We start from the raw sequence: 25,608 nt of genomic DNA on the forward strand, positions 1-25,608 counted from the left end.
GAAGGAGCGCCGCCGCCAAACAAAAACGGCGCCCGAAGGCGCCGTTCTCAAAATCTGGCTCGGTAGCCCGGCTTACGCCGCCTCGGCTTCCTTGTCCTGCGTCGGACCGGAGTCCTGGCCCTTGGCGTCGACGTCGCGGTCGACGAACTCGATCACGGCCATCGCCGCGTTGTCGCCGTAGCGGAAGCCGGCCTTGATGATGCGGGTGTAGCCGCCCTGGCGGTCCTTGTAGCGGGTCGCCAGCGTGTCGAACAGCTTCTTGACCTGGTCGACGTCGCGCAGCTCCGAGATCGCCTGGCGGCGCAGGGCGAGGCCGCCCTTCTTGCCGAGGGTGACGAGCTTCTCGACGATCGGCCGCAGCTCCTTGGCCTTCGGCAGCGTGGTGACGATCTGCTCGTGCTTGATCAGCGCGGCCGCCATGTTGGCGAACATCGCACGCCGGTGCTCGGCGGTGCGGTTGAGCTTCCGATGAACCTTGCCGTGACGCATAGTCTATTCCTTACTTTGTAAACTGCCGCGACGGTTCGTCGGACATGTTGCTCAGGTGGGCTGCCTGCGTTCGCCCGGTCGTCATTCCGGGGCGGCTCGCAGAGCCGAACCCGGAATCTCGAGGTTCCCCGATGCGCAATTGCGCATCTGTGGTTCGATGCTCGCGCATCGCCCCGGAACGACGAATTCTCAGTAGTGATCCTCGAAGCGCTTGGCGAGCTCGTCGATGTTCTCCGGCGGCCAGCCCGGCACTTCCATGCCGAGGTGCAGACCCATCTGGGCCAGCACTTCCTTGATCTCGTTCAGCGACTTGCGGCCGAAGTTCGGGGTGCGGAGCATTTCCGCTTCCGACTTCTGCACGAGGTCGCCGATGTAGACGATGTTGTCGTTCTTCAGGCAGTTTGCCGAACGCACCGACAGTTCGAGCTCGTCGACCTTCTTGAGGAACGCCGGGTTGAACGCGAGATCGGGGATGATCTCCTGCGTGACTTCCTTGCGCGGCTCTTCGAAGTTGACGAACACGTTGAGCTGATCCTGCAGGATGCGCGCGGCGTAGGCCACGGCGTCCTCCGGCGTGATCGCGCCGTTGGTCTCGATCGTCATGGTCAGCTTGTCGTAGTCGAGGATCTGGCCCTCACGGGTGTTCTCGACCTTGTAGGAGACCTTGCGGACCGGCGAGAACAGGCTGTCGACCGGAATCAGGCCGATCGGCGCATCCTCGGGACGGTTGCGCTCGGCGGCGACATAGCCCTTGCCGGTCGTGACCGTGAACTCCATGCGGATCTCGGCGCCGTCGTCCAGCGTGCAGAGCTGCAGGTCGGGGTTGAGCACGGTGACATCGCCGACGGTTTGGATGTCGCCCGCGGTGACGGCGCCCGGGCCCTGCTTCTTCACGACCATGCGCTTCGGGCCTTCGCCCTGCATCTTGATCGAGATGTCCTTGATGTTGAGGACGATGTCGGTGACGTCTTCACGGACACCGGCGATCGAGGAGAACTCGTGCAGCACGCCGTCGATATGCACCGACTGCACCGCCGCGCCCTGCAGCGAGGACAGCAGGATGCGGCGCAGCGCGTTGCCGAGCGTCTGGCCGAAGCCGCGCTCGAGCGGTTCGGCGACCACGGTGGCGAACCGGCTCGCGTCCGAGCCCGGCGTCACCTGCAGCTTGTTCGGTCGAATGAGTTCTTGCCAATTTTTCTGGATCGTCACTGTTTCACCCATTTGCCGGTCACAGGGCCAAATCGAATGGCCGAACCCGGCGTTGGAGATCGCGGATCAGTCCGCGCGGTCAATTCCAAAAACCATCGCAGGGCGGCCAGAGGCCGCCCGCGACTTACAGATCAAACGCGCCGACGCTTGCGCGGACGGCAGCCATTGTGCGGGATGGTGGTCACGTCGCGGATCGAGGTGACGGTGAAGCCCGCAGCCTGCAGCGCGCGGAGCGCCGACTCACGGCCCGAACCCGGACCGGCCACTTCAACCTCCAGCGTGCGCATGCCGTGTTCCTGCGCCTTCTTGGAGACGTCTTCCGCCGCGACCTGCGCGGCATAGGGGGTCGACTTGCGCGAGCCCTTGAAGCCCATGGTGCCGGCTGACGACCAGGCGATGGTGTTGCCCTGCGCGTCGGTGATGGTGATGGTCGTGTTGTTGAACGACGAATTCACGTGCGCGATGCCGGAGGCGATGTTCTTGCGTTCGCGGCGGCGTACGCGGGTGGCTTCCTTGCCCATTTCAAACCTTTCCTGTGATCTCGACGCCGCCGTAGTGCCAGCGGCTACACCTCAAAACGCAAATGGCGAGTAGCGAACTTCCATTCGCTACTCCCCACCCGCAATTCGCAAAACTTACTTCTTCTTGCCGGCGATCGCCTTGGCCGGCCCCTTGCGCGTGCGCGCATTGGTGTGGGTGCGCTGGCCGCGCACCGGCAGACCGCGGCGATGACGCAGGCCGCGATAGCAGCCGAGGTCCATCAGCCGCTTGATGTTGATGCCGACCTCACGACGGAGGTCGCCCTCGACCAGATAGTCGCGGTCGATGACTTCGCGGATCTGCAGGACTTCCTGGTCGGTCAGCTGGTTGACGCGACGGTCCAGCGGGATCTTGACCTTCTCCACGATGTCGGCCGCGTGCTTCTGGCCGATGCCATGGATGTACTGAAGCGCGATCAGGACGCGCTTGTTGGTAGGAATGTTGACGCCGGCAATACGGGCCACGGACTTCTCTCCTGTCGCCGATCCATCACGGATACGGGCTTCTCGAGTTCTTGCTCTCTCGGGCTTGTGTCCACAAACGCGAACACGACGCCCTCCCCTCATGTCCTTCGGGGCCCGGCATCGTCATAAAACTATCCAACTTGGATGCGGGGCTTATTAAAGGATTCATGTCGGTTTCGTCAACCGCTCCTAGCGTTTAGCTCGCTTTTTCGTGAGCTTTTTTGCCGCCTTTTTGGCGGTCTTTGCTCCCTTGCGGGCTTTCGCGGCGCCGGCGGCCTTCTTTACCGCCTGCTTCGCGGCTTTCTTCACGGTTTTCTTGGCCGCTTTGGCCTTGGAGGGCGCCTTGGCAGCCTTCCGGGCCGATTTGGCGGCCTTTTTGGCTGGTTTAGCTGCCTTCCTGGCCGGCTTCTTGCTGGCATTCATGGCCGCCTTGGCGGCCTTTTTAGCCGCCTTCGGGGCGTGATCCTCGTGATCCTTCGGTTCCAGCGCGCCGAGCGCGGTCAGGATCCGGTTGATCTCGCGGGTCACGTGCTCGATGGTCATCATGCCATCGACCGTCAGGAGCTTCCGCCGCTCCGAATAATAGTGAATCAGCGGCTCCGTTAGGGAACGGTACTGCGCCAGGCGCTTGGTCAGCACTTCCGGCGTGTCGTCGAGGCGGACTTCCTCGCCGCGCGCGCGGGTTTCCTCGGCACGCTTCTCAACGCGGGCGAGCAGCGCGCTCTCGTTGACGCGGAGCTCAACCACCGCATCAAGCTTGAGGTGCTTTTTCCGAAGCAGATCGTCGAGCGCCGCGGCCTGCGGCACGGTGCGCGGGAAGCCGTCGAGAATGAAGCCCTTCTTGGCATCGGGCTCCTCGATTCGGTCGGCGATGATTCCCACCACCACCTCGTCGGGAACCAGGCCGCCATTGGCCATGATCTCCTTGGCCTGCAAGCCGATCGGCGTGCCCGCGGCTACCGCAGCGCGCAGCATCTCACCGGTCGAGAGCTGGACGATGCCGTGCTTGTGCACCAGCCGCTGCGCCTGGGTTCCCTTGCCCGAGCCCGGCGGCCCCAAAAGGATCAATCTCATGTCTGTTTCGCCCCCCGGCTAGGTGGGCGACGTCCGCACACCTGTGTTTTGAATTCGAAGCCGAGCCGTGATCAGCGGCGGCGGCCTCCCCTGAGCTTCGACTTCCTGATCAGCCCTTCATACTGATGAGCGAGCAGATAGCCCTGCACCTGCGACACCGTATCCATCGTCACGCTGACGACGATCAACAGCGAGGTGCCACCAAAGTAGAACGGGACCGATGCGTAGGAAATCAGAATTTCAGGAATCAGGCAGACGATCGCGAGATAGACTGCGCCGAGCACCGTGATGCGCGACAGCACATAGTCGATGTACTCGGCGGTGCGCTCGCCGGGCCGGATGCCGGGGATGAAGCCGCCATGCTTCTTCAGATTGTCCGCGGTCTCGGTCGGGTTGAACACGATCGCGGTATAGAAGAACGCAAAGAACACGATCAGTGCGAGATACATGAACAGGAACAGCGGCCGGCCGTGGCTGAGCTGGGTCGTGATCCACTGGAACCATTCCGGCCCCTTGCCGGCGTTGAAGTTCGCGACCGTGGTCGGCAGCAACAGCAGCGACGAGGCAAAGATCGGCGGAATCACGCCCGAGGTGTTGAGCTTGAGCGGCAGATGCGAGGACTGCCCCTCGAACATCTTGTTGCCGACCTGGCGCTTCGGATACTGGATCAAAAGCCGGCGCTGCGCGCGCTCCATGAACACGATGAAGGCGATCACGGCGACCGCCATCACGATGACGATCAGGATCAGGCCGGTCGACATCGCGCCCTGGCGGCCAAGCTCCAGCATGTTGGCGAGCGCCGACGGCAATTCGGCGACGATGCCGGCCAGGATGATCAGCGAAATACCGTTGCCGATGCCGCGCGAGGTGATCTGCTCGCCGAGCCACATCAGGAACATGGTGCCGCCGGTCAGCGTGATCGCGGTCGAGATCCGGAAGAACATGCCGGGGTCGCTGACGACATTGCCGGCGCCTTCGAGGCCGATCGCGATGCCGTAGGACTGGAACAGCGCCAGGATCACCGTCAGATAGCGGGTGTACTGGTTCAGCGTCTTGCGGCCCGCCTCGCCTTCCTTCTTGAGCGCCTCGAGCTGCGGCGACACGGTGGTCAGCAGCTGCACGATGATCGATGCCGAGATGTACGGCATGATGTTCAGCGCGAAGATCGCCATGCGGTGGATGCCGCCGCCGGCGAACATGTTGAACATGCCGAGGATGCCGCCGGACTGGCTGCGGAACACCTGCTCCCAGATGTTGGGATCGATGCCGGGCAGCGGGATGTAGGTGCCGAGCCGATAAACAAGCAGCGCACCCAGGGTGAACCAGATGCGCTTCTTCAGCTCGTCGGCTTTCGCCAGCTGTCCGAAATTGAGGTTGGCGGCAAGTTGTTCGGCTGCTGAGACCATGTTTCGGCTTTCTCCCGGAGCCCCATTCGCCGGCGCCCCAAGGAGATCAATTCCCTGGGCGCCGGCAGACACCGGACATTATCTGGTGCTCGGCCTCGATAAGTCCATCATTCGATCTGCGGATTGCCCGCGCGTCGCGGGCAATGACGCAGATGTTACGCCGCCTCGCCTTCTTCCTTGGCGGGGGCCAGGATCTTGACCGAGCCGCCGGCCTTCTCGACCGCGGCAATGGCCGACTTGGAAGCGCCGTGCACCTCGATGGTCAGCTTGGTCTTGATCTCGCCGCGGCCGAGCAGCCGCAGGCCATCCTTGGCGCGGCGCAGCACGCCGGCCTTCACCAGCGATTCGACGTTCACCGTCGCGCTCGCATCGACCAGCTTGTTGTCGATCGCTTCCTGCAGACGGTCGAGATTGATCTCGGCGAAGTCGAGCCGGAAGATGTTGTTGAAGCCGCGCTTCGGCAGACGGCGATGCATCGGCATCTGGCCGCCTTCGAAACCCTTGATGCGGACGCCCGAACGCGCGGTCTGGCCCTTGCCGCCGCGGCCCGAGGTCTTGCCCTTGCCGGAACCGATGCCACGGCCGACACGCATGCGCTTCTTGCGCGAGCCGGCGTTGTCGGCGATATCGCTGAGCTTCATCGCCCTTCTCCTTATCTCTGCTTACTCGCCGACGACGCGGACGAGATGCTGAACCTTGCTGATCATGCCGCGAACTTCAGGGGTATCCTGCAGCTCGGCAACCCGGCCGATCTTGTTGAGCTTGAGGCCGATCAGCGTCGAACGCTGCGAGTGATGGCGGCGGATTGCGCTGCCGATCTGCTCGACCTTGATGGTCTTGCTGGCCTTGGCCATGACAGTAACTCCGAATAGCGCTTCGAGAAGCGCGCGTTGTTATTCCGCCACCACTTCGGCGTCGCCGCCGACGCGGCGCGACTGCAGGGTGGAGACCTTGATGTTGCGGCGTGCCGCCACCGAGCGAGGCGAATCCTGATGCTTCAGCGCGTCGAACGTCGCGCGAACCATGTTGTAGGGATTCGACGAGCCGATCGACTTCGCCACCACGTCCTGGATGCCGAGCGTCTCGAACACCGCGCGCATCGGGCCGCCGGCGATGATGCCGGTACCGGCCGGAGCGGCACGCAGGTAGACGCGGCCGGCGCCGTGACGGCCGGCGATGTCGTGATGCAGCGTGCGGCCTTCGCGAAGCGCGACGCGCGTCAGGTTGCGCTTCGCCGATTCGGTCGCCTTGCGGATCGCTTCCGGAACTTCGCGCGCCTTGCCGTGGCCGAACCCGACCCGGCCCTTCTGGTCGCCGATCACGACCAGCGCCGCAAAGCCGAAGCGCTTGCCGCCCTTGACGACCTTCGCCACGCGATTGATGTGGACGAGCTTGTCGACGAACTCGCTGTCGCGCTCCTCGCGCTCCCTGCTCCGTTCGCGTCCGCCGCGTTCGCGTTCACCTGCCATGGTGTTTTCCAATCTCTAGGAGGCCTTGCGCCTCTTTCCTCGTCATCGTTCGTAAAGTTTAGAAGCTCAATCCGCCTTCGCGCGCCGCATCCGCGAGCGCCTTGACGCGCCCGTGATAGATGTAGGCGCCGCGATCGAACACGACTTCCTTGACACCCTTCTGCGCCGCGCGCTCGGCGAGCAGCTTGCCGACCGCCTTCGCCGCATCGATGTCGGCGCCGGTCTTGCCGGCGTCGCGCATGGTCTTCTCCAGCGACGAGGCGGAGGCGAGCGTCTCGCCCTTCTGGTCGTCGATGACCTGGGCGTAGATGTGCTTGGACGAGCGGAACACCGACAGCCGCGGACGGCCGCCTGCCGAGCGGCGAAGCGCAAGGCGCACGCGCTGCTTGCGCCGGGCATTCGTAACCTTGAGTGACATGACCGGCTCCGTTACTTCTTCTTGCCTTCCTTGCGGAAGATGAATTCGTTGGCGTACTTCACGCCCTTGCCCTTGTAGGGCTCGGGCGGACGGTAGGCGCGGATCTCGGCGGCGACCTGGCCGACGCGCTGCGGATCGTTGCCGGTGATCGTGATCTCGGTCGGCTTCGGCACCGCGATGGTGATGCCTTCCGGGATCGCGTACACCACGTCGTGGCTGTAGCCGAGCGCGAGCTGCAGGTTCTTGCCCTGCATCGCGGCGCGGTAGCCGACGCCGGTGATCTCGAGCTTCTTCTCGAAGCCCTTGGTGACGCCCTCGACGAGGTTGGCGACCTGCGCGCGCGCGGTGCCGTACATCGCCTGCGCGCGGTTGGTCTTGATCCGCGGAGCGACCTTGACCTGGCCGTTCTCGAACTTCACCTCGACGTCGTCATGCACGACGAACTGAAGCTGGCCCTTCGGCCCCTTCACCTTGACGGTCTGGCCCTCGACGGTCGCCGTCACACCCGACGGGATCGCCACCGGCCTTTTGCCGATACGTGACATCGTAAAATCCTTCCTCAGAACACCGTGAAGAGAACTTCGCCGCCCACGTTGGCGTCGCGCGCCTGGTGGTCAGCCATGATTCCCTTCGGCGTCGACAACACCGAAATGCCGAGACCGTTGTTCACGCGCGGCAGGTTCTTCACCGAGGCGTAAACGCGGCGGCCCGGCTTCGACACCCGCTCGATCTCGCGGATGACGGGCTCGCCGTCGAAATACTTCAGCTCGATCTCGAGCTCGCTGCGGCCCGAGGCATGCTCGACGCTGGCGTAGCCGCGGATGTACCCCTCGGACTTCAGCACCTCGAGCACGTTGGCGCGCATCTTCGAGCCGGGGCTCGAGACCTTGGACTTGGAGCGCATCTGCGCGTTGCGGATGCGGGTGATGAGATCGCTGATCGGATCGTGCGTAGACATTGTTCCGACCCTCCCTTACCAGCTCGACTTCACGAGGCCGGGAACCAGGCCCTTGGAGCCGAGTTCACGCAGCGCGATGCGCGACAGCTTGTTCTTGCGATAGTTCGAGCGCGGACGCCCGGTCAGCTCGCAACGGTTGCGGATGCGCGTCGGCGACGAGTTGCGCGGCATCTCGGCGAGCTTCAGCGTCGCCGCGAAGCGCTCTTCCATCGGCTTGGTCTTGTCGGCGATGATCGCCTTCAGCTTCTCGCGGCGCGGGCCGGCGTTCTTCGCCATCCGCTTGCGCCGGTTGTTCTTCTCGACTGAACTCTTCTTTGCCATGCTTGGCTCCTGGGTATCCGCGTTTGAGTGGCTTTGGCTCAGCTACTCACTGCCGGAACGGGAAATTGAAAGCGGTCAACAAGGCACGCGCCTCGTCGTCGGTCTTGGCGGTGGTGCAGACCGTGATGTCCATGCCACGCGCTTCCGAGACCTTGTCGAAGTCGATCTCGGGGAAAATGATGTGCTCCTTGATGCCGAGCGAATAGTTGCCGCGGCCGTCGAAGCTCTTCGGGTTCAGGCCGCGGAAGTCGCGGACGCGGGGCAGCGCCACGTTCACCAGGCGGTCGATGAACTCGTACATATGGGTCTTGCGCAGCGTGACCTTGCAGCCGATCGGCTGGTTCTCACGCAGCTTGAAGGTCGCAATCGCGATCCGCGAATAGGTCACGATCGCCTTCTGGCCGGCGATCTGGGTCAGCTCGGCGGCGGCGGTCTCGGCCTTCTTGCGGTCGTTGACGGAGTCGCCCACGCCCATGTTGAGCACGACCTTGTCGAGGCGCGGCACCTGCATCACGTTGGCATAACCGAACTTCTCGGTCATCATGCCGCGGATCTTCTTGTCATACTCCGCGCGCAGACGCGGCGTGTAAGCTGTATCAGCCATCGATCTCTGCTCCCGAGCTCTTGGCAACACGAACCTTCTTGCCATCGGCCTGAATCTTGAACCCGATGCGGGTCGGCTTTCCGTCCTTGCCGACATACGCAATGTTGGAAAGGTCGATCGGCATCTCCTTGGAGATGATGCCGCCTTCCTGGGTCTGGGTCTGCTTCTGGTGACGCTTCACCATGTTGATGCCGCGAACGAGAGCCTTGTTCTCGTCCGGACGCACCTCGAACACCTCGCCGGTGCGACCCTTGTCGCGGCCGGTGAGCACCATCACCTTGTCGCCCTTGCGGATCTTGGCAGCCATCACAGCACCTCCGGCGCGAGCGAAATGATCTTCATGTGGTTCTTGGCGCGCAGCTCGCGCGGCACCGGCCCGAAGATACGGGTGCCGACCGGCTCGGACTGATTGTTGATCAGCACGGCGGCGTTACGGTCGAAACGGATGACCGAACCGTCGGCGCGGCGGATGTCCTTGCGGACCCGGACCACGACGGCCTTCATCACGTCGCCCTTCTTCACCTTGCCACGCGGAATGGCTTCCTTGATCGACACAACGATAACGTCGCCCACGGTGGCATAGCGGCGCTTGGAACCTCCAAGAACCTTGATGCACATGACACGGCGTGCGCCTGAATTATCGGCCACGTCGAGGTTGGTCTGCATCTGAATCATTGATGCACCTCGTCCTCTTTCTGCGCTTTAGCGCGCTCAAAATTTCCCTGAATTCCCTCGGCCAGGCCGAAGTAATCAGGCCGTTTTCTTGTGTTCGCCCCGGACCACGGTCCAGCGCTTCAGCTTCGAGATCGGCTTCGATTCCTCGATCCAGACCATGTCGCCCGGCTTGAACTGGTTGTTCTCGTCGTGCGCGTGGTAGTTCTTGGAACGGCGGATCGTCTTCTTGTAGATCGGGTGGGTGAAGCGGCGATCGACGCGCACCACGATGGTCTTGGCTTGCTTGTCGCTGACGACCACGCCCTGCAGAGTACGTTTCGGCATAGCTGGCCCCTTACTTCTTCTTCGCGCGCTGCTGGGCAGCGATGGTCTTGATACGAGCGATATCGCGGCGGGCTTCCCGCATCCGCGAGGTGTTCTCCAGCTGCCCGGTGGCGCGCTGGAAACGCAGGTTGAAGCGTTCCTTCTTCAAATTCAGGATCGCGTCTTCCCGCTGGTCGTCGCTCATCGCGCGAATGTCTTCAACTTTCATCTCGGCCATGGCGATTACTCCGCAATGCGCGCAACGAAGCGCGTCTTGATCGGCAGCTTGGCGGCGGCGAGCGACAGCGCTTCCTTCGCGGTCTGCACCGGCACGCCGTCGATCTCGAACATCACGCGGCCCGGCTTGATCCGGACCACCCACAATTCCGGGGCACCCTTGCCGGAGCCCATGCGGACTTCGGCGGGCTTCTTCGACACCGGCACGTCCGGGAACACGCGGATCCAGACGCGGCCGGCGCGCTTCATGTGACGGGTCAGCGCGCGGCGGGCGGCTTCGATCTGACGGGCGGTGACGCGCTCAGGCTCCATCGCCTTCAGGCCGAACTGGCCGAACGCCAACGTCGCGCCAGAGGTCGCAACGCCGTGGATACGGCCCTTATGCGCCTTCCGGAACTTCGTTTTCTTAGGTTGCATCATGGCTTTAAGCCCTCAAATTCCTGCTTTGCCTCAAGCGGCGTCGCGGCGCGAACGCGGCGTGCTGTCGCCTTCGGCCATCTTCTTGTCCTGGGCCATCGGATCGTGCTCGAGGATCTCGCCCTTGAAGATCCAGACCTTGACGCCGCAGGTGCCGAAGGTCGTGAACGCGGTGGCAACGCCGTAGTCGACGTCGGCGCGCAGCGTGTGCAACGGCACGCGACCTTCGCGGTACCACTCCATGCGCGCGATTTCGGCGCCGCCGAGACGGCCCGAGCAGTTGATGCGGATGCCACCGGCACCGAGACGCATCGCCGACTGCACGGCGCGCTTCATGGCGCGGCGGAACGCGACGCGGCGCTCGAGCTGCTGGGCGATCGATTCAGCAACCAAGGTCGCGTCGAGCTCCGGCTTGCGGATTTCGACGATGTTGATCACGACGTCCGACGAGGTGATGTCGGCAACCTTCTTGCGCAGCTTGTCGATGTCGGCGCCCTTCTTGCCGATCACGACGCCCGGACGGGCCGAGTGGATCGTCACGCGGCACTTCTTGTGCGGACGCTCGATCACGATGCGGGCCACGGCCGCCTGCTTGAGCTCCTTGTGCAGGATCTCGCGGATCTTGACGTCCTCGTGCAGCAGCTTGCCGTATTCCTGCTTGCCGGCGAACCAACGGGAGTCCCAGGTCCGGTTGATGCCGAGACGCAGCCCGATTGGATTGATCTTTTGACCCATCGTCTTCTCCTGCGCCCTTCTTAGGCGCTTGCCTCGGCCTCGACCTGACGAACCACGATGGTCAGGTGCGAGAACGGTTTGAACACACGGCCCGAACGGCCACGGCCGCGCGGAGCAAAACGCTTCATCACGATGCCATTGCCGACATGCGCCTCGGCGACGACCAGATCGTCAACCTCGAGGTCATGGTTGTTCTCGGCGTTCGCGATCGCCGATTCCAGGCACTTCTTGACGTCGACCGCGATCCGCTTGCGCGAGAACTGCAGATCGGCGAGCGCAGCGGACGCCTTGCGGCCGCGGATCAGCTGCGCCACCAGGTTGAGCTTCTGCGGGCTGACGCGCAGCATGCGGGCGACGGCCTTGGCCTCATTGTCCGCGAGGCTACGTTCGCGCTTTGGTTTGCTCATCGGTTAATCCTCAAGCCTTCTTGGCTTTCTTGTCGCCCGAATGGCCGTGGAAGGTCCGGGTCGGCGAGAACTCGCCGAACTTGTGACCCACCATTTCCTCGTTGATTGCCACCGGCACGTGCTTGTGGCCGTTATAGACGCCGAACGTCAGGCCGACGAACTGCGGCAGGATGGTCGAGCGGCGGCTCCAGATCTTGATGACGTCGTGACGGCCGGACGAGCGCGCGGCATCTGCCTTCTTGAGCAGAGAACCCTCGACGAACGGGCCTTTCCAGACTGAACGAACCATGTCCGGCGTTCCTTACTTCTTCCGCTTGTGGCGGCTGAGGAGAATGAATTTGTTGGTCGACTTGTTGGTGCGGGTCTTCTTGCCCTTGGTCGGCTTGCCCCACGGAGTAACCGGGTGGCGACCGCCCGAGGTACGACCTTCACCACCGCCGTGCGGGTGATCGATCGGGTTCATGACGACGCCGCGGTTGTGCGGACGCCAGCCGAGCCAGCGGGTACGACCGGCCTTGCCGATCGAGATGTTCATGTGATCCGGGTTCGAGACCGCGCCGATCGTGCCGCGGCAACGGCCGTGCACCAGACGCTGTTCGCCCGAGTTCAGGCGGATGATCACGTAGTCCTGGTCGCGGCCGACGATCTGGGCGTAGGTGCCGGCGGAGCGCGCCAGCTGGCCGCCCTTGCCGATCTTCAGCTCGATGTTGTGCACGATCGTGCCGACCGGCATATTGCCGAGCGGCATGACGTTGCCCGGTTTGACGTCGACATAGTTGCCGGCGACGACGGTGTCGCCTGCCGCCAGGCGCTGCGGCGCCAGGATGTAGGCCAGCTCACCGTCCTGATATTTGATCAGCGCGATGAACGCGGTGCGGTTCGGATCGTACTCGAGCCGTTCCACGACCGCCGGCACGTCCACCTTGTCGCGGCGGAAGTCGACGGTGCGGTAGGCCTTCTTGTGGCCGCCGCCGCGGAAACGCACGGTGATGCGGCCGGTGTTGTTGCGACCGCCGTTGCCGAGCTTGCCCTCGGTCAGGGTCTTTACCGGCTTGCCCTTGTAGAGCGCCGAACGATCGACCATGACCAGCTGGCGCTGGCCCGGCGTCGTGGGATTGTAGGTTTTCAATGCCATCGTCGTTGCGCCTTATAGTCCGGTAGTCACGTCGATGCGGTGGCCCTCTTCAAGGGTCACGATCGCGCGCTTGGTGTCCGACTGCGAGCCGAGATTGCCGCGGAACACCTTGGTCTTGCCCTTGCGGACGAGGGTGTTGACGCTCTTCACCTTGACGTCGAACAGCTTCTCGACCGCTTCCTTGATCTGCGGCTTGGTCGCCTTGCCGGCGACCTTGAACATCACCTTGTTGTGCTCGGAGGCGAGCGTCGCCTTTTCCGTCACGACGGGAGAGATGATGACGTCGTAGTGGCGCGGATCGATGTTCTTCATTTGAAGCGCGCCTCCAGCGCATCAACCGCAGCCTTGGTCAGCACCAGCTTCTGGCGGCGGAGAATGTCGTAGACGTTGATGCCCTGGATCGGCAGCACGTCGATGTTCGGAATGTTGCGGGCCGCGGTCGCGAAACCGGCGTTGAGCTCGGCGCCGTCGATGATCAGCGCGTTGGTGAGCCCGAGGCCGGAGAAGTGACCGAGCAGCGCCTTGGTCTTGGCGGCCTCGAGCTGCGCATTGTCGATCACGATCAGCCCGCCGTCCTTGGCCTTGGCCGACAGCGCATGCTTCAGCGCGAGCGCGCGCACCTTCTTCGGCAGGTCGGTCGCGTGCGAGCGAACAACCGGACCGAACGCACGGCCACCGCCGCGGAACTGCGGCACGCGGGCCGAGCCGTGACGGGCGCCGCCGGTGCCCTTCTGCTTGTACATCTTCTTGCCGGTGCGCCAGATCTCGGCGCGGCCCTTGGCCTTGTGGGTACCGGCCTGACGCTTGTTCAGCTGCCACTGCACGCAGCGCTGAATGATATCCTTGCGCGGCTCGAGACCGAAGATCTCGTCCGAGAGCTGGACCGAGCCAGCGTCTTTGCCTTCAAGGGTGGTGACTTTCAGTTCCATCTCACACGCCCTCCTTCTCGGCCACAGCTTCGGCAGCGTCGCCGCCGGCAACCTTGAACTTGCCGGGCTTCGGGGCTTCCTTCGGCAGCGGCTTCTTGACCGCGTCGCGCACCGAGATCCAGCCGCCCTTGGAGCCGGGAACGGCGCCTTCGACGAGGATCAGGCCGCGCTCGACGTCGGTCGAAACCACGCGCAGATTGAGCGTGGTGATGCGATCGACGCCCATGTGACCGGGCATCTTCTTGTTCTTGAAGGTCTTGCCGGGGTCCTGACGACCACCGGTCGAACCGATCGAACGGTGCGAGACCGACACACCGTGGGTGGCGCGCAGACCGCCGAAATTCCAGCGCTTCATGCCGCCGGCAAAGCCCTTACCGATCGAGGTGCCGGTGACGTCGACAAACTGGCCGACCACGAAATGGTCCGCCTGGATTTCCGCGCCGACCGGGATCAGCGCGTCCTCGGACACGCGGAACTCGGCGACCTTGCGCTTCGGTTCGACCTTGGCGACCGCGAACTGACCGCGTTCGGCCTTGGGCATGTACACGGTCTTGCGGGCGCCCGAGCCGAGCTGAAGAGCGACATAGCCGTTCTTCTCGGTCGTGCGGTGGCCAAGCACCTGGCAGTTGCCCAACTTCAGCACGGTCACAGGGATATGCTCGCCGGTCTCCGTAAAGACCCGCGTCATCCCGACCTTTTGTGCGATCACTCCGGAGCGCATCGGCGTGCTTCCTGTCTTTCTGTCCGCAAGCGGCGGACGTAAAAATCCAAAACCTTAGAGCTTGATCTCGACGTCGACACCGGCGGCCAGGTCGAGCTTCATCAGCGCATCGACGGTCTGCGGGGTCGGGTCGACAATGTCGAGGAGGCGCTTGTGGGTGCGCATCTCGAATTGCTCGCGGCTCTTCTTGTCAACGTGCGGCGAACGGTTGACGGTGAACTTCTCGATGCGGGTCGGCAGCGGAATCGGTCCGCGAACCTGCGCACCGGTGCGCTTCGCCGTGTTCACGATCTCACGGGTCGACGTATCGAGGATTCGATGGTCGAACGCCTTGAGACGGATGCGAATATTTTGGCCGTTCATTGCCGTATTCTTTCTTTAGTGAGTGGCGAGTAGCGAATAGCGAATGGAGTGACCCACTCGCTACTCGCCATTCCCTATTCGCGTAGTTACTCGATGATCGCGGCGACGACGCCGGCGCCGACGGTGCGGCCGCCTTCGCGGATCGCGAAGCGCAGCTTCTCTTCCATCGCGATCGGCACGATCAGGTGCACTTCCATTGCGATGTTGTCGCCCGGCATCACCATCTCGGTGCCTTCCGGCAGGTGCACGACACCGGTCACGTCGGTGGTGCGGAAGTAGAACTGCGGACGGTAGTTGGTGAAGAACGGGGTGTGGCGACCGCCCTCTTCCTTGGTGAGGATGTAAGCCTCAGCCTTGAACTTGGTGTGCGGCTTGACCGAACCGGGCTTGCACAGCACCTGGCCACGCTCGACTTCCTCGCGCTTGGTGCCGCGGAGCAGCGCACCGATGTTGTCGCCGGCCTGGCCCTGATCGAGCAGCTTGCGGAACATTTCGACGCCGGTGACGATGGTCTTCTGGGTGTCGCGGATGCCGACGATCTCGATTTCCTCGCCGACCTTGATCACGCCGCGCTCGACACGGCCGGTGACGACGGTGCCGCGGCCCGAGATCGAGAACACGTCTTCAACCGGCATCAGGAACGGCTGGTCGATCGGACGCTCCGGCTGCGGGATGTACTCGTCGACATTGCGCATCAGCTCGAGGATGGCGTCGTGGCCGAGCTTCTTGTCCTTGTCTTCGAGGGCGGCGAGCGCCGAGCCCTTGATGATCGGGATCTTGTCGCCCGGGAATTCGTACTTCGAGAGCAGCTCGCGGACTTCGAGCTCGACGAGCTCGAGCAGCTCCGGATCGTCGACCATGTCGCACTTGTTGAGGAACACGACGAGCGCGGGCACGCCGACCTGGCGGGCGAGCAGGATGTGCTCGCGGGTCTGCGGCATCGGGCCGTCAGCAGCCGACACGACCAGGATCGCGCCGTCCATCTGGGCAGCACCGGTGATCATGTTCTTCACGTAGTCGGCGTGGCCGGGGCAGTCGACGTGAGCATAGTGACGGTTCTGCGTCTCGTACTCGACGTGAGCGGTCGAGATCGTGATGCCGCGCGCCTTCTCTTCCGGCGCCTTGTCGATCTGGTCGTAGGCGGTGAACGTCGCGCCGCCGGTTTCTGCAAGCACCTTGGTGATCGCTGCGGTCAGCGAGGTCTTGCCATGGTCGACGTGACCGATGGTGCCGATGTTGCAGTGGGGCTTGTTACGCTCGAATTTTGCTTTGGCCATTTGACTCTCCGTTCAGTCGTCAGTTGCTAACCAACGACAATCAAGCAAACTTTTTCTGGACTTCAGCCGACACGTTCGCCGGAGCTTCGGCGTAGTGATCGAACTGCATCGTGAAGGTTGCGCGACCCTGGCTCATCGAGCGCAGGTTATTCACGTAACCGAACATGTTCATGAGCGGCACCATCGCGTTGATGACGTTGGCGTTGCCGCGCATGTCTTGGCCCTGGATCTGGCCGCGCCGGGAATTCAGATCGCCGATGACCGAACCGGTGTAGTCTTCCGGGGTCACCACCTCGACCTTCATGATCGGCTCGAGCAGAACGGACTTGCCTTTCGTCAGCGCTTCGCGGAACGCGGCGCGCGATGCGATTTCGAAGGCCAGTGCCGACGAATCGACGTCGTGATACTTGCCGTCGACCAGCTGCACCTTGACGTCCACCACCGGGAAGCCGGCGACGACACCCGAGCCCATGACGCTGTTGAGGCCCTTCTCGACGCCGGGGATGTATTCCTTCGGCACCGCACCGCCGACGATCTTCGATTCGAACTCATAACCTTTGCCGGGCTCGTTCGGCTCGACGACGATCGACACTTCGGCGAACTGACCGGTACCGCCGGTCTGCTTCTTGTGCGTGTACTTGACTTCGGCCTTCTTGGTCACGCGCTCGCGGAACGCCACCTGCGGCGCGCCGATGTTGGCGTCGACCTTGTAGGTGCGCTTGAGAATGTCGACCTTGATGTCGAGATGCAGTTCGCCCATGCCCTTGAGAATGGTCTGGCCGGACTCCTGGTCGGTCGACACGCGGAACGACGGATCTTCCGCGGCGAGCTTGGCAAGCGCCACGCCGAGCTTTTCCTGGTCGGCCTTCGACTTCGGCTCGATCGCGATCTCGATCACCGGCTCCGGGAATTCCATCTTCTCGAGGATGACCGGCTTGTCGGGATCGCACAGCGTGTCACCGGTGCGCGCTTCCTTCAGGCCAGCCAGCGCGACGATGTCGCCGGCATAGGCTTCCTTGATGTCCTCGCGGTTGTTCGCATGCATCAGCAGCATGCGGCCGATACGTTCCTTCTTCTCGCGGGTCGAATTCACCACGCCGGTGCCCGACTGCAGGACGCCGGAATAGATGCGGCAGAAGGTAATGGTGCCGACGAACGGGTCGTCCATGATCTTGAACGCGAGCAGCGCCAGCGGCTCCTTGTCGTCCGCCTTGCGCACGACCTCGTTGCCGTCATCATCGATGCCCTTGATCGCGGGCACGTCGATCGGCGACGGCAGGTAGTCGACGACCGCGTCGAGCAGCGGCTGCACGCCCTTGTTCTTGAACGCAGAGCCGCACAGCACCGGATAGAACGCGCCGGTGAGCACAGCCTTGCGGATCAAGCGCTTCAGGGTCGCCTCGTCCGGCTCCTTGCCGTCGAGGAACGCAGCCAAAGCGTCGTCGTCGAGCTCGACGGCGGCTTCCACCATCTTCTCGCGATATTCCTTGGCCTGCTCGATCATGTCTTCCGGGATGTCGACATAGTCGAACTTGGCACCGAGAGATTCATCGTTCCAGACGATGCCCTTCATGACGACCAGGTCGACGAGGCCCTTGAAGTTGTTCTCGGCGCCGATCGGAAGCTGGATCGCGATCGGCTTGGCACCGAGGCGGTCGACGATGTCGGACAGGCACTTGAAGAAATCGGCGCCGGTCTTGTCCATCTTGTTGGCGAAGACGATGCGCGGCACCTTGTACTTGTCGCCCTGGCGCCAGACGGTCTCGGTCTGCGGCTCGACGCCCTGGTTGGAATCGAGAACGCAAACGGCGCCGTCGAGCACGCGCAGCGAACGCTCGACTTCAATCGTGAAGTCGACGTGGCCGGGGGTGTCGATGATGTTCAGGCGCTTGCCGTTCCAGAACGCGGTGGTCGCAGCCGAGGTAATCGTGATGCCACGCTCCTGCTCCTGCTCCATCCAGTCCATCGTCGCGGCACCTTCGTGCACTTCGCCGATCTTGTGGCTCTTGCCGGTGTAATAGAGGATGCGCTCGGTGGTCGTGGTCTTACCGGCATCGATATGCGCCATGATACCGAAGTTGCGGTAGTTCTCTATGGCATGAACGCGGGGCATAGGCTGTTCCTTAAATTCCGTTGTTCGCCTTACCAGCGATAGTGCGAGAAGGCGCGGTTGGCTTCCGCCATCCGGTGCACGTCTTCACGCTTCTTGACGGCGTTGCCGCGATTGTTCGAGGCATCGAGCAGCTCAGCCGAGAGGCGCTCCGTCATGGTCTTCTCGTTGCGCTCGCGGGCGGCCGAGATCAGCCAGCGGATGCCGAGCGCCTGACGGCGCACCGAACGGACTTCCACCGGGACCTGATAGGTCGCGCCGCCGACGCGGCGGGAACGAACCTCGATGGTCGGCATCACGTTCTCGAGCGCCTGCTCGAACACGCCGAGCGGGGGCTGCTTGGTCTTGGCCTCGATCATGCCGAGCGCACCGTAGACGATGTTTTCGGCAACCGACTTCTTCCCGGCGTACATCACCGAGTTCATGAACTTCGTAATGATGATGTTCCCGAACTTCGGATCCGGAAGAACTTCACGCTTCTCGGCAGAATGGCGACGCGACATCTGATCGTTTCCCGCTTACTTCGGACGCTTCGCGCCGTACTTCGAACGGCGCTGCTTACGGTTCTTGACGCCCTGGGTATCCAGCACGCCGCGGAGGATGTGGTAGCGGACACCGGGCAAGTCCTTGACGCGACCGCCGCGGATCATGACCACCGAGTGCTCCTGCAGGTTATGGCCCTCACCCGGGATGTAGCCGATCACCTCGAAGCCGTTGGTCAGGCGCACCTTGGCGACCTTACGAAGCGCCGAGTTCGGCTTCTTCGGGGTCGTGGTGTAGACGCGCGTGCACACGCCGCGCTTCTGCGGCGACTGCTGCAGCGCCGGCACCTTCTTACGCGACTTCTGCACTTCACGCGGATTTGCGATCAGCTGGTTGATCGTCGGCATGCAGCCTTCACCCTTTAGTTCGCGCGAAAACCTTGAATGGCTCCGCAAATTTCTTCTCAGGACTAGCCGTCCCGCACGGCCCGCTCGGCACGGAACAAACAACCGCGCAAAGCGAAATCGCGCCAACCACTCATCGCTGAGCGGAAAGCGCATCGACGCCACAGAGGACCGCGATCCCGAACCGACCAGCGTTCGCTGTTCGGTCCGCCACCGAGGTCATGCATCCGAATTCACTCTCAAGAGGACGTGCTCAAGAGAACTAATATCGTCCTGGCATTGCCTAGCTATCATCGACAGCGTTTGAGCGGCATTCGTCGAGGTTGGTGCCCGTCCGGCTCCTCAAAAAGGGCCTTCGGGTGTTCCGTTCCGACGCTGGCGTAGCTCACCGCCTGTCGTTAAGTGGGCGCCTTGTATAATCGAGAGATAGTGAAGTCAAGCAAAACGACAAGCAAAGAAACGCCTCTGGCACTTGCAGATTTCGCATTTCGCCGAGGTTCGGCGCAAGGCGAAATGTGACGGCCGACCAACCTCCCCGCGCCTATCATCCGAATCTTCGGGCGCGTACGGAATCATATTATATCCGGGTAAAATATGAATAGAAACAACTCTCCCCAAGTTGTTCCCGAAGGCAAACTTCGAAACTAAGCCTTTATTTGCCATTCGCAGCGCAAAAATCGGGGTCACGGCCACGGAAACTCTTATGCGGTATACCGACATCGCGATCATCGGCGGCGGTCTTGCGGGCTCGACCGCAGCCGCCATGCTCGGCCGTGCCGGGATACCGACGGTCCTGGTCGATCCCCATCAGGTCTATCCGTTCGATTTCCGCGTCGAAAAGATCGGCGGCGACCTCCAGCTCGAGCGATTCGCCAAGACCGGCCTTGCCGAGTCGGTGCTCCGCTCGGCGACGCTGGACGGCGAGAACTGGATCGCGCGATTCGGCCACCTGCTCGACCGGCAGCCGAGCCGGCAATACGGCATCATGTACGACGCGCTGATCGCCGCGATTCGGAACGAAATCGCGGGGCCGGCGGAATTCATCTGCGACAAGGTGGTCGACGTCGCGACCAGCTCCGAGCGGCAGCGGCTCGTGCTTGCCAATGGCGAGGAGATCTCGGCGCGCCTTGTGGTGCTCGCCAACGGCCTGAATGTCGGGTTGCGCCGGATGCTCGGCATCGAGCGGCTGGTCACGAGCTTCTGCCACTCGATCTCGCTCGGCTTCGACTTCGTCCCCGTCGGCCGCCCCGCCTTCCCGTTCGCGGCCATGACCTATTTCTCGGAGCGGCCGAGCGACCGCATCCCCTACATCACGCTGTTTCCGGTCGGAGACCGGATGCGCGCCAACCTCTTCACCTATCGCAAGGCCGACGATCCCTGGCTGCGGGCGATGCGGCGCAATCCGGTCGAGACGCTGAACGCCGCGCTGCCGCGGCTGCGCCGGCTCGCCGGCGAGTTCGATATCGCGGGCGATATCAAGGTCAGGCCGGCCGACATCTATGTCAGCACCGGCTATCGGCAGGCCGGCGTCGTACTGGTCGGTGATGCCTTCGCCAGCACCTGCCCCGTCACCGGCACCGGCACCGACAAGGTGTTCACCGACGTCGCCCAGCTCTGCAGCGTCCACATCCCGGCCTGGCTATCGACCGACGGCATGGGCGAGGACAAGATCGCCGCGTTCTACGACGATCCGGTCAAGACCGCCTGCGACGCCTGGTCGAACGCCAAGGCATTCAGCTTCCGCGAGGTGTCGGTCGGCAGCGGGCCCAGCTGGCAGGCCCAGCGCTGGGCGCGCTTTTTCGGCTATCTCGGCAGGGGTTGGCTGCGCCGGCTGCACACCCCCGCGGCGGCGTCAACGACGCGGCCGGCCAATCACTTCCGGCAACGTCCGCAAGCCGCGGACCGGGCGTAAAGTAAAATCTAGCGCTCGTCGGCCATCGCCCGCGTCGCGGCGCGGGCCTCACGCCTCCTCATCCTCGTCTTCGTCCTCATCTTCATCATCGTCATCATCCGCGTCGTCGGCGTCCTCGTCGTGATTCAGATGTCCCTGGTCGTCCCACAGCTTGCGATAGACGCCATTGCGGGCCAGCAGCTCCTCGTGCGATCCGCGCTCGATCGCCCTGCCGCCGGAGATCACGATGATCTCGTCCATCTCGACCACCGAAGTCAGGCGATGCGTCGACCAGATCATGGTGCGGCCCTCGGCGACCTTGAGCAGCGTGCGGTTGATCGCAGCCTCCGTGGTCTGGTCGAGCGCCGAAGTCGCCTCGTCGAGCAGCAGAACGGACGGGTTGCGGATGATCGCGCGCGCGATCGCGATGCGCTGGCGCTGGCCGCCCGACAGGGTATCGCCGCGCTCGCCGACCGGCGTGTCGTAGCGCTGCGGCAGGCTCATGATGTAGCGATGGATCTCGGCCTTCCGGGCGGCGTCCTCGACTTCCGCGTCGGTCGCGCCTTCCTTGCCGAGCCGGATGTTCTCGCGGATCGACATGTTGAACAGCATGTTCTCCTGGAACACGACCGCCATACTCGCCCGAAGCGACTCGCGCGTCACCCGGCGGATATCGACGCCGTCGATGGCGACCCGGCCCTCGTCCGGCACGTAGAGCCGCAGGATCAGGTTGATCAGCGTGCTCTTGCCCGAGCCGCTGGGACCGACGATCGCAATGCTTTTGCCGGCATTGAGCTTGAGGCTGAGATTGTCGAGCACCGGCGTCTGCGCCCCCTCGTACTGGAAGGTGACGCGGTCGAAGGAGATGTCGTTGGTGATGCGCGGCAGATCCGGCGCGCCGGGACGGTCGGCGCCGCGGGTCGGCTCGTCGAGCAGTTCCTGGATGTGCCGCACCGCCGCCGCCGACTGGATCGACACCGGGATGAAATGCATCAGATGGGCGATGTTGTACGACACCTCCCAGAACGCACTCTCGAAGGTCACGAAGGTGCCGACGGTGATCTGCCCCTTGGTGGCGAGATAAGCGCCGATCGCCAGCACCACGAGGTGGAGCAGCAGCACCGCGATGGTGACGGTGCGCTCCACCATGGTCGACAGGAACATGGCTGACGCGGCCTTGGCCCGGACATCGCGGTTGCGCATCGTGAACCAGCCGAGCGCCCGGCGCTGCAGATTGAACGCCTTCACCACCGCCTGGGCGGCAACGTTCTCCTGCACCGTTCCGAGCAGCGCGGCTTCGTTCTGCTTCTGCTCGTAATTGGCCTGCACCGCCTTCGGCGTCAGGATGCGCGGCCCGATCAGGGTGATCGGAAACACCAGCAAGGCGACCACGGCAAGCTGCCAGTTCAGGAACAGCATCAGGATGATGCCCGCGACCAGCTCGAGGCCCGGCAGCGCCGCGCTGTTGGCAAAGGTCTTGACCGAACCCTCGAACGCCGACAGGTCGATCGAGAAGCGCGACAGGATCTCGCCGCGCTTGGTGCGCGCGAAATAGGCCGACGGCAGGTTCTGGACATGGTCGAACAGCCGCGTCCGCACGTCGGCGATGATGCCGGCGGCAAGCCGCGCATCCCAGCGCTCGTACCAGACGGCGATGATCGAGGTGACGATGCCGGCCACCGCCAGCACGCCGAGGATCTTGTAGAGGGCTCCGAAGTCCTCCTCGCCGAGCGCGTCGTCGATCAGGAATTTCAGGCTGAGCGGCATGATGACGTTGAACAACGTCTCGACCAGCACGCCGAAGGCGACGCAGGCGAACGGCTTCTTGTAGTTCGCCAGGATCGGCCTGACGAAGCCAAAGATCGTGGAGAGCGCGCCGGCGGCTTCCTTGGCGGTGAAGACGACGAGGTCCTCGTCATCATCGTCGTCATCGAGCTCGAACTCGTCGTCCGCGTCCTCATCCTCTTCGTCGTCAGCCGGCGCCGCGGCTGGCTTCGTGGAAACGGCCGCCGCGGGCGGACCGGACGCGGGCTTCTTCTTCAGCTCGGGATCGCCGGCCGCCGCTTTCGTCGGATCGTCTGATGCAGGAGGTCTTGATGAGGGAGGTCTTGGCGCCATGAAACCAACCGATGCTCCACGGCCGGCATGACCGCAAATCGAAACCGCAGCTGATAACACTGCGGCCGTAATCCTATGCGATCACGACGAATTCGGCAAAGCGTTTGGAACGGCCGACGCGCCGCCGCACGCTCGCGCGGATTCGCGGAGCGCAGCATTGCCGCCGTTTGACAGCTGGTTGACACAAGGCCGGTCGCCTGGCGGCAAAACTTCCGGTCGGTGCCGCTAGTCGTCGAGGTCGGCTTCGACCTTGTCGAAGAAGGAATAGCGCAGGCTGTCGGAGTCGGCGTACCACTGCCCCGGCCCCTTGTTGGCGGCCAGCGTCAATGTCCACAGCGCATCGGTGCAGTCGCGGCGGTGCATCGACAGGTCGAAGCCGTTGCCGAAGAACAATTCCGACCACTCCCACCAGGTGCCGAGCTTCTTCACCCCGCGCAGCAGGTCGTAGCGGTCGATCACCGCCGGCGCCATGTCGGAGGTCACCGACGCGAACACGACGCCGGTCTTGACCACGCGGTTGAGCTCGCGCACCCCGCGCACGACCTGCTTCTCGCCGAGATGGCACAGCGAGGTCTCGAACACGAAGTCGAACTCGTTGGCCTTGAACGGCATGTCGGCGATCGAGCCGAGCTTGTTGTACTTCTTGAGCGCCTTCGGCGTCTTGCCGTGGATGTAGCGGTTGTTCTCGATGCCCCAGGCATCGATGCCCCGTTCGCGCAGCGCGCCGACCAGTTCGCCGCTGGCGGAGCCGGCGATCAGCAGCTTGTAGCCCTTCGCCCTGCCCCACACCGTCTTGATCAGGTCCGTCAGATAGGCCGGGTCGGTGAAGTTGCGCCAGACCTCGCCGTAGGGCCCGGCGCCGCGATAATTGTCGAAATAGCTGCGGTCGATCTTGTCGGACAGCGCGCTCTCGTCCTGCGCGCGGGTACGGCGCAGCCGCATCATCTCGGTGAGGATGATGTCGGTCGCGGCATCGGAGGAATCGAGCAGTCCGTTCAGCGTCGAATCGAACAGATAGTCGCCGACCACCACGATGCCGGGGTGCTCCTTCGGCTCGGGCCGGTGGTTGGTCATGACGTCGCGCACCGGCAGGCCGCCCGGCAGCGCGTTGACCGACGACAGCCAGCGATGGATCTTGCCTTCCAGGAAATGCTCGCGCGCATCGCCGAGCGAGGCCGGCAGCGACTTCAAGGCGGCGTCGATCAGCTCCTGATCACTGAGATTGGCGAAGGCAAGCGCATCCGAGCCCGCGATCAGCCAGTTCAGCACGCCGTGCTTGCCGACATCGTGGCGCGCGCCCTCATTGTAGACGCAGCAGCCGCCGAACGCTTCCGACATGAACCAGGCGCCCGGGATCTTCTCGCCCCAGAACGGCTCGTCGAACAGGATCGAGACCCGCAGATAATGCGCGGGCCGGTCGAAATAGGCGACGTGCTTGACCATCGACTTGCGCAGCTGCTCGCCGTCCCAGCGCATGGTCGCGAGCCAGGAGTGCGGCAGGCAGACCAGCACGAGATCGAAGTCGCGCGTCTCCGGCCCCTTGCCGTTCATCATGTTGAGCTGGTAGCGGCCATCGGCGGTCTTGCCGACCTTGAGCACACGATGGTTGAGCTGGATGTCGGCGCTGACTTCCGAGCGCAGACAATCGATCAGCTGCTCGTTGCCGTTCTGGATCGAATACAGGCCGATATAGCCGTCGACGTCCATCACATAGTTCTTCAGCGCGTTGAGGCCGTTGGTGTTGTGGCTCTCGGTCGCAATGTCGGAACGCGCCATCACCTTGAAGAAGCGCTTGGCGGTCGCGTCCTCGACCTCCTCGTCGAGGACCTGCTCGGCGGTCTTGTAGGCCCACGGGTGCTCGTTGTCGTGGGCGCCGACGCCCTCGTAATATTCGATCGGCGACACCAGGTCGCTGCAGCGCTTGCGGAACGCCTCGATCGCCGACGCGGTCTTCGCCCCGTATTTGCGGCGCATGCCGGGAACGTCGGCGAGCAGCTCGCCGTCGAGCTGCACCTGCTCGGCATCCATCGGGATCGTCTGCAGGCCGAAATGCTGGATCAGCTCGCGCAGCGGGTCCGGCCCCGTCATCGAGTAATCATAGATCTCGGCGACGCCGGCCTCATACACCGCCGGCGCCGTGTCGAATTTGCGCGTGACGATCTTGCCGCCGAGGCGGTTCGACGCCTCGAAGATGGTAACGCGGCAGAGGTCGCCGAGTTTGCGCTTCAAATACCAGGCGCTCATCAGCCCCCCGGGGCCGCCGCCTACGATAGCCAAGTCGAGCATATGGATTCCGTCGTCTCCGGCGCGAGCCAAACAGCCGGTCTAAGTCACCCTAGCAAAGGCACTTTTTTGCCTGAAGGAAAGATGAACAAACTGCGTCCCTGCACCGCAGCAAGCAAAGAAAGCAGCAAAAAGGCCGGCTAAACGCCGGCCTTCTCGCCATTACCG

The 25,608-nt window shown here is 63.4% G+C and carries 34 protein-coding genes; 1 reads left to right on the forward strand and 33 read right to left on the reverse strand.

From position 1 onward, the window contains the following. Nucleotides 1-72: 72 nt before the first annotated feature. The 31 genes from rplQ to rpsL form a co-directional block, all read right to left on the reverse strand. Nucleotides 73-489, reverse strand: coding sequence for a 50S ribosomal protein L17 (gene rplQ / locus QJT82_RS10360; protein WP_028339307.1), 417 nt, complete (start codon nt 487-489; stop codon nt 73-75). A gap of 189 nt (nt 490-678) precedes the next feature. Continuing rightward, complete coding sequence (locus QJT82_RS10365; protein ID WP_035631062.1) at nt 679-1,710, reverse strand: DNA-directed RNA polymerase subunit alpha; 1,032 nt, start codon at nt 1,708-1,710, stop codon at nt 679-681. Between the two features lie 119 nt (nt 1,711-1,829). Then, on the reverse strand, nt 1,830-2,219 hold the full coding sequence (rpsK, locus tag QJT82_RS10370; protein WP_006021048.1) for a 30S ribosomal protein S11: 390 nt from the start codon (nt 2,217-2,219) through the stop codon (nt 1,830-1,832). A 114-nt stretch (nt 2,220-2,333) separates the two neighbouring features. Then, nucleotides 2,334-2,702, reverse strand: coding sequence for a 30S ribosomal protein S13 (rpsM, locus tag QJT82_RS10375; protein WP_028339308.1), 369 nt, complete (start codon nt 2,700-2,702; stop codon nt 2,334-2,336). A 189-nt stretch (nt 2,703-2,891) separates the two neighbouring features. Further along, nucleotides 2,892-3,776: an adenylate kinase gene (locus QJT82_RS10380; protein WP_028339309.1), complete on the reverse strand. Its 885-nt coding sequence runs from the start codon at nt 3,774-3,776 to the stop codon at nt 2,892-2,894. Between the two features lie 71 nt (nt 3,777-3,847). Further along, nucleotides 3,848-5,182, reverse strand: a complete 1,335-nt coding sequence (gene secY, locus QJT82_RS10385; protein ID WP_016843764.1) for a preprotein translocase subunit SecY — start codon at nt 5,180-5,182, stop codon at nt 3,848-3,850. 155 nt (nt 5,183-5,337) lie between these two features. Then, nucleotides 5,338-5,823 (reverse strand): 50S ribosomal protein L15, encoded by a 486-nt coding sequence (gene rplO / locus QJT82_RS10390; RefSeq protein WP_028339310.1) that lies wholly within the window; start codon nt 5,821-5,823, stop codon nt 5,338-5,340. Nucleotides 5,824-5,844: 21 nt separating this feature from the next. After that, a complete protein-coding gene (rpmD, locus tag QJT82_RS10395; RefSeq protein ID WP_028335461.1) occupies nt 5,845-6,036 on the reverse strand; it encodes a 50S ribosomal protein L30 in 192 nt (63 codons plus the stop codon). 39 nt (nt 6,037-6,075) lie between these two features. Then, nucleotides 6,076-6,651: a 30S ribosomal protein S5 gene (gene rpsE, locus QJT82_RS10400; RefSeq protein WP_016843761.1), complete on the reverse strand. Its 576-nt coding sequence runs from the start codon at nt 6,649-6,651 to the stop codon at nt 6,076-6,078. Nucleotides 6,652-6,709: 58 nt separating this feature from the next. Further along, nucleotides 6,710-7,069: a 50S ribosomal protein L18 gene (gene rplR / locus QJT82_RS10405; protein WP_016843760.1), complete on the reverse strand. Its 360-nt coding sequence runs from the start codon at nt 7,067-7,069 to the stop codon at nt 6,710-6,712. Between the two features lie 11 nt (nt 7,070-7,080). Further along, complete coding sequence (rplF, locus tag QJT82_RS10410) at nt 7,081-7,614, reverse strand: 50S ribosomal protein L6 (RefSeq protein ID WP_028339311.1); 534 nt, start codon at nt 7,612-7,614, stop codon at nt 7,081-7,083. 14 nt (nt 7,615-7,628) lie between these two features. Beyond that, nucleotides 7,629-8,027 (reverse strand): 30S ribosomal protein S8, encoded by a 399-nt coding sequence (rpsH, locus tag QJT82_RS10415; protein ID WP_018272133.1) that lies wholly within the window; start codon nt 8,025-8,027, stop codon nt 7,629-7,631. 15 nt (nt 8,028-8,042) lie between these two features. Continuing rightward, complete coding sequence (rpsN, locus tag QJT82_RS10420; RefSeq protein WP_016843757.1) at nt 8,043-8,348, reverse strand: 30S ribosomal protein S14; 306 nt, start codon at nt 8,346-8,348, stop codon at nt 8,043-8,045. Between the two features lie 46 nt (nt 8,349-8,394). Next, complete coding sequence (gene rplE / locus QJT82_RS10425; protein ID WP_016843756.1) at nt 8,395-8,952, reverse strand: 50S ribosomal protein L5; 558 nt, start codon at nt 8,950-8,952, stop codon at nt 8,395-8,397. Then, a complete protein-coding gene (rplX, locus tag QJT82_RS10430; protein ID WP_016843755.1) occupies nt 8,945-9,259 on the reverse strand; it encodes a 50S ribosomal protein L24 in 315 nt (104 codons plus the stop codon). The genes rplE and rplX overlap by 8 nt, the downstream gene beginning before the upstream one ends. Continuing rightward, the gene (gene rplN, locus QJT82_RS10435) at nt 9,259-9,627 is read right to left on the reverse strand and encodes a 50S ribosomal protein L14 (protein WP_011473865.1); all 369 of its coding nucleotides are present in this window, start codon (nt 9,625-9,627) and stop codon (nt 9,259-9,261) included. The genes rplX and rplN overlap by 1 nt, the downstream gene beginning before the upstream one ends. Before the next feature lie 75 nt (nt 9,628-9,702). Continuing rightward, nucleotides 9,703-9,951 (reverse strand): 30S ribosomal protein S17, encoded by a 249-nt coding sequence (rpsQ, locus tag QJT82_RS10440; RefSeq protein WP_016843754.1) that lies wholly within the window; start codon nt 9,949-9,951, stop codon nt 9,703-9,705. Between the two features lie 10 nt (nt 9,952-9,961). Beyond that, nucleotides 9,962-10,168 carry a 50S ribosomal protein L29 gene (gene rpmC, locus QJT82_RS10445; protein WP_016843753.1) on the reverse strand — a complete coding sequence of 69 codons (207 nt, stop codon included), beginning with the start codon at nt 10,166-10,168 and terminating at the stop codon, nt 9,962-9,964. Between the two features lie 5 nt (nt 10,169-10,173). Continuing rightward, a complete protein-coding gene (gene rplP / locus QJT82_RS10450; protein WP_016843752.1) occupies nt 10,174-10,587 on the reverse strand; it encodes a 50S ribosomal protein L16 in 414 nt (137 codons plus the stop codon). Nucleotides 10,588-10,617: 30 nt separating this feature from the next. Then, nucleotides 10,618-11,319: a 30S ribosomal protein S3 gene (gene rpsC / locus QJT82_RS10455; RefSeq protein ID WP_016843751.1), complete on the reverse strand. Its 702-nt coding sequence runs from the start codon at nt 11,317-11,319 to the stop codon at nt 10,618-10,620. Between the two features lie 20 nt (nt 11,320-11,339). Then, nucleotides 11,340-11,726: a 50S ribosomal protein L22 gene (rplV, locus tag QJT82_RS10460; protein ID WP_016843750.1), complete on the reverse strand. Its 387-nt coding sequence runs from the start codon at nt 11,724-11,726 to the stop codon at nt 11,340-11,342. Nucleotides 11,727-11,736: 10 nt separating this feature from the next. After that, entirely contained in the window at nt 11,737-12,015 is a 279-nt protein-coding gene (gene rpsS, locus QJT82_RS10465; protein ID WP_028335459.1) for a 30S ribosomal protein S19, read from the reverse strand. A 12-nt stretch (nt 12,016-12,027) separates the two neighbouring features. Beyond that, on the reverse strand, nt 12,028-12,861 hold the full coding sequence (gene rplB / locus QJT82_RS10470) for a 50S ribosomal protein L2 (RefSeq protein ID WP_028339312.1): 834 nt from the start codon (nt 12,859-12,861) through the stop codon (nt 12,028-12,030). Nucleotides 12,862-12,873: 12 nt separating this feature from the next. Further along, the gene (locus QJT82_RS10475; RefSeq protein ID WP_028339313.1) at nt 12,874-13,173 is read right to left on the reverse strand and encodes a 50S ribosomal protein L23; all 300 of its coding nucleotides are present in this window, start codon (nt 13,171-13,173) and stop codon (nt 12,874-12,876) included. Continuing rightward, the gene (gene rplD / locus QJT82_RS10480) at nt 13,170-13,790 is read right to left on the reverse strand and encodes a 50S ribosomal protein L4 (protein ID WP_028339314.1); all 621 of its coding nucleotides are present in this window, start codon (nt 13,788-13,790) and stop codon (nt 13,170-13,172) included. Before rplD ends, QJT82_RS10475 begins: the two co-directional genes overlap by 4 nt. A gap of 1 nt (nt 13,791) precedes the next feature. Beyond that, nucleotides 13,792-14,511: a 50S ribosomal protein L3 gene (rplC, locus tag QJT82_RS10485; protein ID WP_028339315.1), complete on the reverse strand. Its 720-nt coding sequence runs from the start codon at nt 14,509-14,511 to the stop codon at nt 13,792-13,794. Nucleotides 14,512-14,565: 54 nt separating this feature from the next. Next, nucleotides 14,566-14,874 (reverse strand): 30S ribosomal protein S10, encoded by a 309-nt coding sequence (gene rpsJ / locus QJT82_RS10490; RefSeq protein WP_002712302.1) that lies wholly within the window; start codon nt 14,872-14,874, stop codon nt 14,566-14,568. An 86-nt stretch (nt 14,875-14,960) separates the two neighbouring features. Next, nucleotides 14,961-16,151 (reverse strand): elongation factor Tu, encoded by a 1,191-nt coding sequence (tuf, locus tag QJT82_RS10495; RefSeq protein WP_028339316.1) that lies wholly within the window; start codon nt 16,149-16,151, stop codon nt 14,961-14,963. A gap of 40 nt (nt 16,152-16,191) precedes the next feature. Continuing rightward, nucleotides 16,192-18,264 carry an elongation factor G gene (fusA, locus tag QJT82_RS10500; protein WP_028339317.1) on the reverse strand — a complete coding sequence of 691 codons (2,073 nt, stop codon included), beginning with the start codon at nt 18,262-18,264 and terminating at the stop codon, nt 16,192-16,194. A gap of 29 nt (nt 18,265-18,293) precedes the next feature. Next, entirely contained in the window at nt 18,294-18,764 is a 471-nt protein-coding gene (gene rpsG, locus QJT82_RS10505) for a 30S ribosomal protein S7 (protein ID WP_021081660.1), read from the reverse strand. A gap of 15 nt (nt 18,765-18,779) precedes the next feature. After that, on the reverse strand, nt 18,780-19,151 hold the full coding sequence (gene rpsL / locus QJT82_RS10510; protein ID WP_006611834.1) for a 30S ribosomal protein S12: 372 nt from the start codon (nt 19,149-19,151) through the stop codon (nt 18,780-18,782). A 700-nt stretch (nt 19,152-19,851) separates the two neighbouring features. Between rpsL and QJT82_RS10515 the strand changes: the two genes are divergently transcribed. Continuing rightward, the gene (locus QJT82_RS10515; protein WP_035631065.1) at nt 19,852-21,060 is read left to right on the forward strand and encodes an NAD(P)/FAD-dependent oxidoreductase; all 1,209 of its coding nucleotides are present in this window, start codon (nt 19,852-19,854) and stop codon (nt 21,058-21,060) included. Between the two features lie 48 nt (nt 21,061-21,108). On the opposite strand, the gene QJT82_RS10520 is transcribed toward QJT82_RS10515, so the two are convergent. Further along, the gene (locus QJT82_RS10520; RefSeq protein WP_028339318.1) at nt 21,109-23,157 is read right to left on the reverse strand and encodes an ABC transporter ATP-binding protein; all 2,049 of its coding nucleotides are present in this window, start codon (nt 23,155-23,157) and stop codon (nt 21,109-21,111) included. A gap of 225 nt (nt 23,158-23,382) precedes the next feature. Then, nucleotides 23,383-25,443, reverse strand: coding sequence for an FAD-dependent oxidoreductase (locus QJT82_RS10525; RefSeq protein WP_028339319.1), 2,061 nt, complete (start codon nt 25,441-25,443; stop codon nt 23,383-23,385). Between the last annotated feature and the right edge of the window lie 165 nt (nt 25,444-25,608).

The organism is Bradyrhizobium sp. Mp19, assembly GCF_029952935.1.
In the GTDB taxonomy this organism is placed as follows: domain Bacteria; phylum Pseudomonadota; class Alphaproteobacteria; order Rhizobiales; family Xanthobacteraceae; genus Bradyrhizobium; species Bradyrhizobium elkanii.

Excerpts from the sequence above, each read along its gene's own strand:
- rpsE (WP_016843761.1), bottom strand. The coding sequence starts at position 6,651 with ATGGCAGGTGAACGCGAACGCGGCGGACGCGAACGGAGCAGGGAGCGC.
- rplD (WP_028339314.1), bottom strand. The coding sequence starts at position 13,790 with ATGGAACTGAAAGTCACCACCCTTGAAGGCAAAGACGCTGGCTCGGTC.
- rpmD (WP_028335461.1), bottom strand. The coding sequence starts at position 6,036 with ATGGCCAAGGCCAGCAAGACCATCAAGGTCGAGCAGATCGGCAGCGCA.
- rpsC (WP_016843751.1), bottom strand. The coding sequence starts at position 11,319 with ATGGGTCAAAAGATCAATCCAATCGGGCTGCGTCTCGGCATCAACCGG.
- rplR (WP_016843760.1), bottom strand. The coding sequence starts at position 7,069 with ATGTCACTCAAGGTTACGAATGCCCGGCGCAAGCAGCGCGTGCGCCTT.
- rpsN (WP_016843757.1), bottom strand. The coding sequence starts at position 8,348 with ATGGCAAAGAAGAGTTCAGTCGAGAAGAACAACCGGCGCAAGCGGATG.
- rplC (WP_028339315.1), bottom strand. The coding sequence starts at position 14,511 with ATGCGCTCCGGAGTGATCGCACAAAAGGTCGGGATGACGCGGGTCTTT.
- rplQ (WP_028339307.1), bottom strand. The coding sequence starts at position 489 with ATGCGTCACGGCAAGGTTCATCGGAAGCTCAACCGCACCGCCGAGCAC.
- QJT82_RS10520 (WP_028339318.1), bottom strand. The coding sequence starts at position 23,157 with ATGGCGCCAAGACCTCCCTCATCAAGACCTCCTGCATCAGACGATCCG.
- QJT82_RS10475 (WP_028339313.1), bottom strand. The coding sequence starts at position 13,173 with ATGAAGAACATCGATCCGCGCCACTACGACGTCATCATCTCTCCCGTC.
- rpsJ (WP_002712302.1), bottom strand. The coding sequence starts at position 14,874 with ATGAACGGCCAAAATATTCGCATCCGTCTCAAGGCGTTCGACCATCGA.
- rpsK (WP_006021048.1), bottom strand. The coding sequence starts at position 2,219 with ATGGGCAAGGAAGCCACCCGCGTACGCCGCCGCGAACGCAAGAACATC.
- rpsL (WP_006611834.1), bottom strand. The coding sequence starts at position 19,151 with ATGCCGACGATCAACCAGCTGATCGCAAATCCGCGTGAAGTGCAGAAG.
- rplO (WP_028339310.1), bottom strand. The coding sequence starts at position 5,823 with ATGAAGCTCAGCGATATCGCCGACAACGCCGGCTCGCGCAAGAAGCGC.
- rplV (WP_016843750.1), bottom strand. The coding sequence starts at position 11,726 with ATGAGCAAACCAAAGCGCGAACGTAGCCTCGCGGACAATGAGGCCAAG.
- rpsS (WP_028335459.1), bottom strand. The coding sequence starts at position 12,015 with ATGGTTCGTTCAGTCTGGAAAGGCCCGTTCGTCGAGGGTTCTCTGCTC.
- secY (WP_016843764.1), bottom strand. The coding sequence starts at position 5,182 with ATGGTCTCAGCAGCCGAACAACTTGCCGCCAACCTCAATTTCGGACAG.
- tuf (WP_028339316.1), bottom strand. The coding sequence starts at position 16,151 with ATGGCCAAAGCAAAATTCGAGCGTAACAAGCCCCACTGCAACATCGGC.
- rplN (WP_011473865.1), bottom strand. The coding sequence starts at position 9,627 with ATGATTCAGATGCAGACCAACCTCGACGTGGCCGATAATTCAGGCGCA.
- rplB (WP_028339312.1), bottom strand. The coding sequence starts at position 12,861 with ATGGCATTGAAAACCTACAATCCCACGACGCCGGGCCAGCGCCAGCTG.
- rpsQ (WP_016843754.1), bottom strand. The coding sequence starts at position 9,951 with ATGCCGAAACGTACTCTGCAGGGCGTGGTCGTCAGCGACAAGCAAGCC.
- rplX (WP_016843755.1), bottom strand. The coding sequence starts at position 9,259 with ATGGCTGCCAAGATCCGCAAGGGCGACAAGGTGATGGTGCTCACCGGC.
- rpmC (WP_016843753.1), bottom strand. The coding sequence starts at position 10,168 with ATGGCCGAGATGAAAGTTGAAGACATTCGCGCGATGAGCGACGACCAG.
- QJT82_RS10515 (WP_035631065.1), top strand. The coding sequence starts at position 19,852 with ATGCGGTATACCGACATCGCGATCATCGGCGGCGGTCTTGCGGGCTCG.
- QJT82_RS10380 (WP_028339309.1), bottom strand. The coding sequence starts at position 3,776 with ATGAGATTGATCCTTTTGGGGCCGCCGGGCTCGGGCAAGGGAACCCAG.
- rpsH (WP_018272133.1), bottom strand. The coding sequence starts at position 8,027 with ATGTCTACGCACGATCCGATCAGCGATCTCATCACCCGCATCCGCAAC.
- rplE (WP_016843756.1), bottom strand. The coding sequence starts at position 8,952 with ATGGCTGATACAGCTTACACGCCGCGTCTGCGCGCGGAGTATGACAAG.
- rpsG (WP_021081660.1), bottom strand. The coding sequence starts at position 18,764 with ATGTCGCGTCGCCATTCTGCCGAGAAGCGTGAAGTTCTTCCGGATCCG.
- rplF (WP_028339311.1), bottom strand. The coding sequence starts at position 7,614 with ATGTCACGTATCGGCAAAAGGCCGGTGGCGATCCCGTCGGGTGTGACG.
- rplP (WP_016843752.1), bottom strand. The coding sequence starts at position 10,587 with ATGATGCAACCTAAGAAAACGAAGTTCCGGAAGGCGCATAAGGGCCGT.
- QJT82_RS10365 (WP_035631062.1), bottom strand. The coding sequence starts at position 1,710 with ATGGGTGAAACAGTGACGATCCAGAAAAATTGGCAAGAACTCATTCGA.
- fusA (WP_028339317.1), bottom strand. The coding sequence starts at position 18,264 with ATGCCCCGCGTTCATGCCATAGAGAACTACCGCAACTTCGGTATCATG.
- QJT82_RS10525 (WP_028339319.1), bottom strand. The coding sequence starts at position 25,443 with ATGCTCGACTTGGCTATCGTAGGCGGCGGCCCCGGGGGGCTGATGAGC.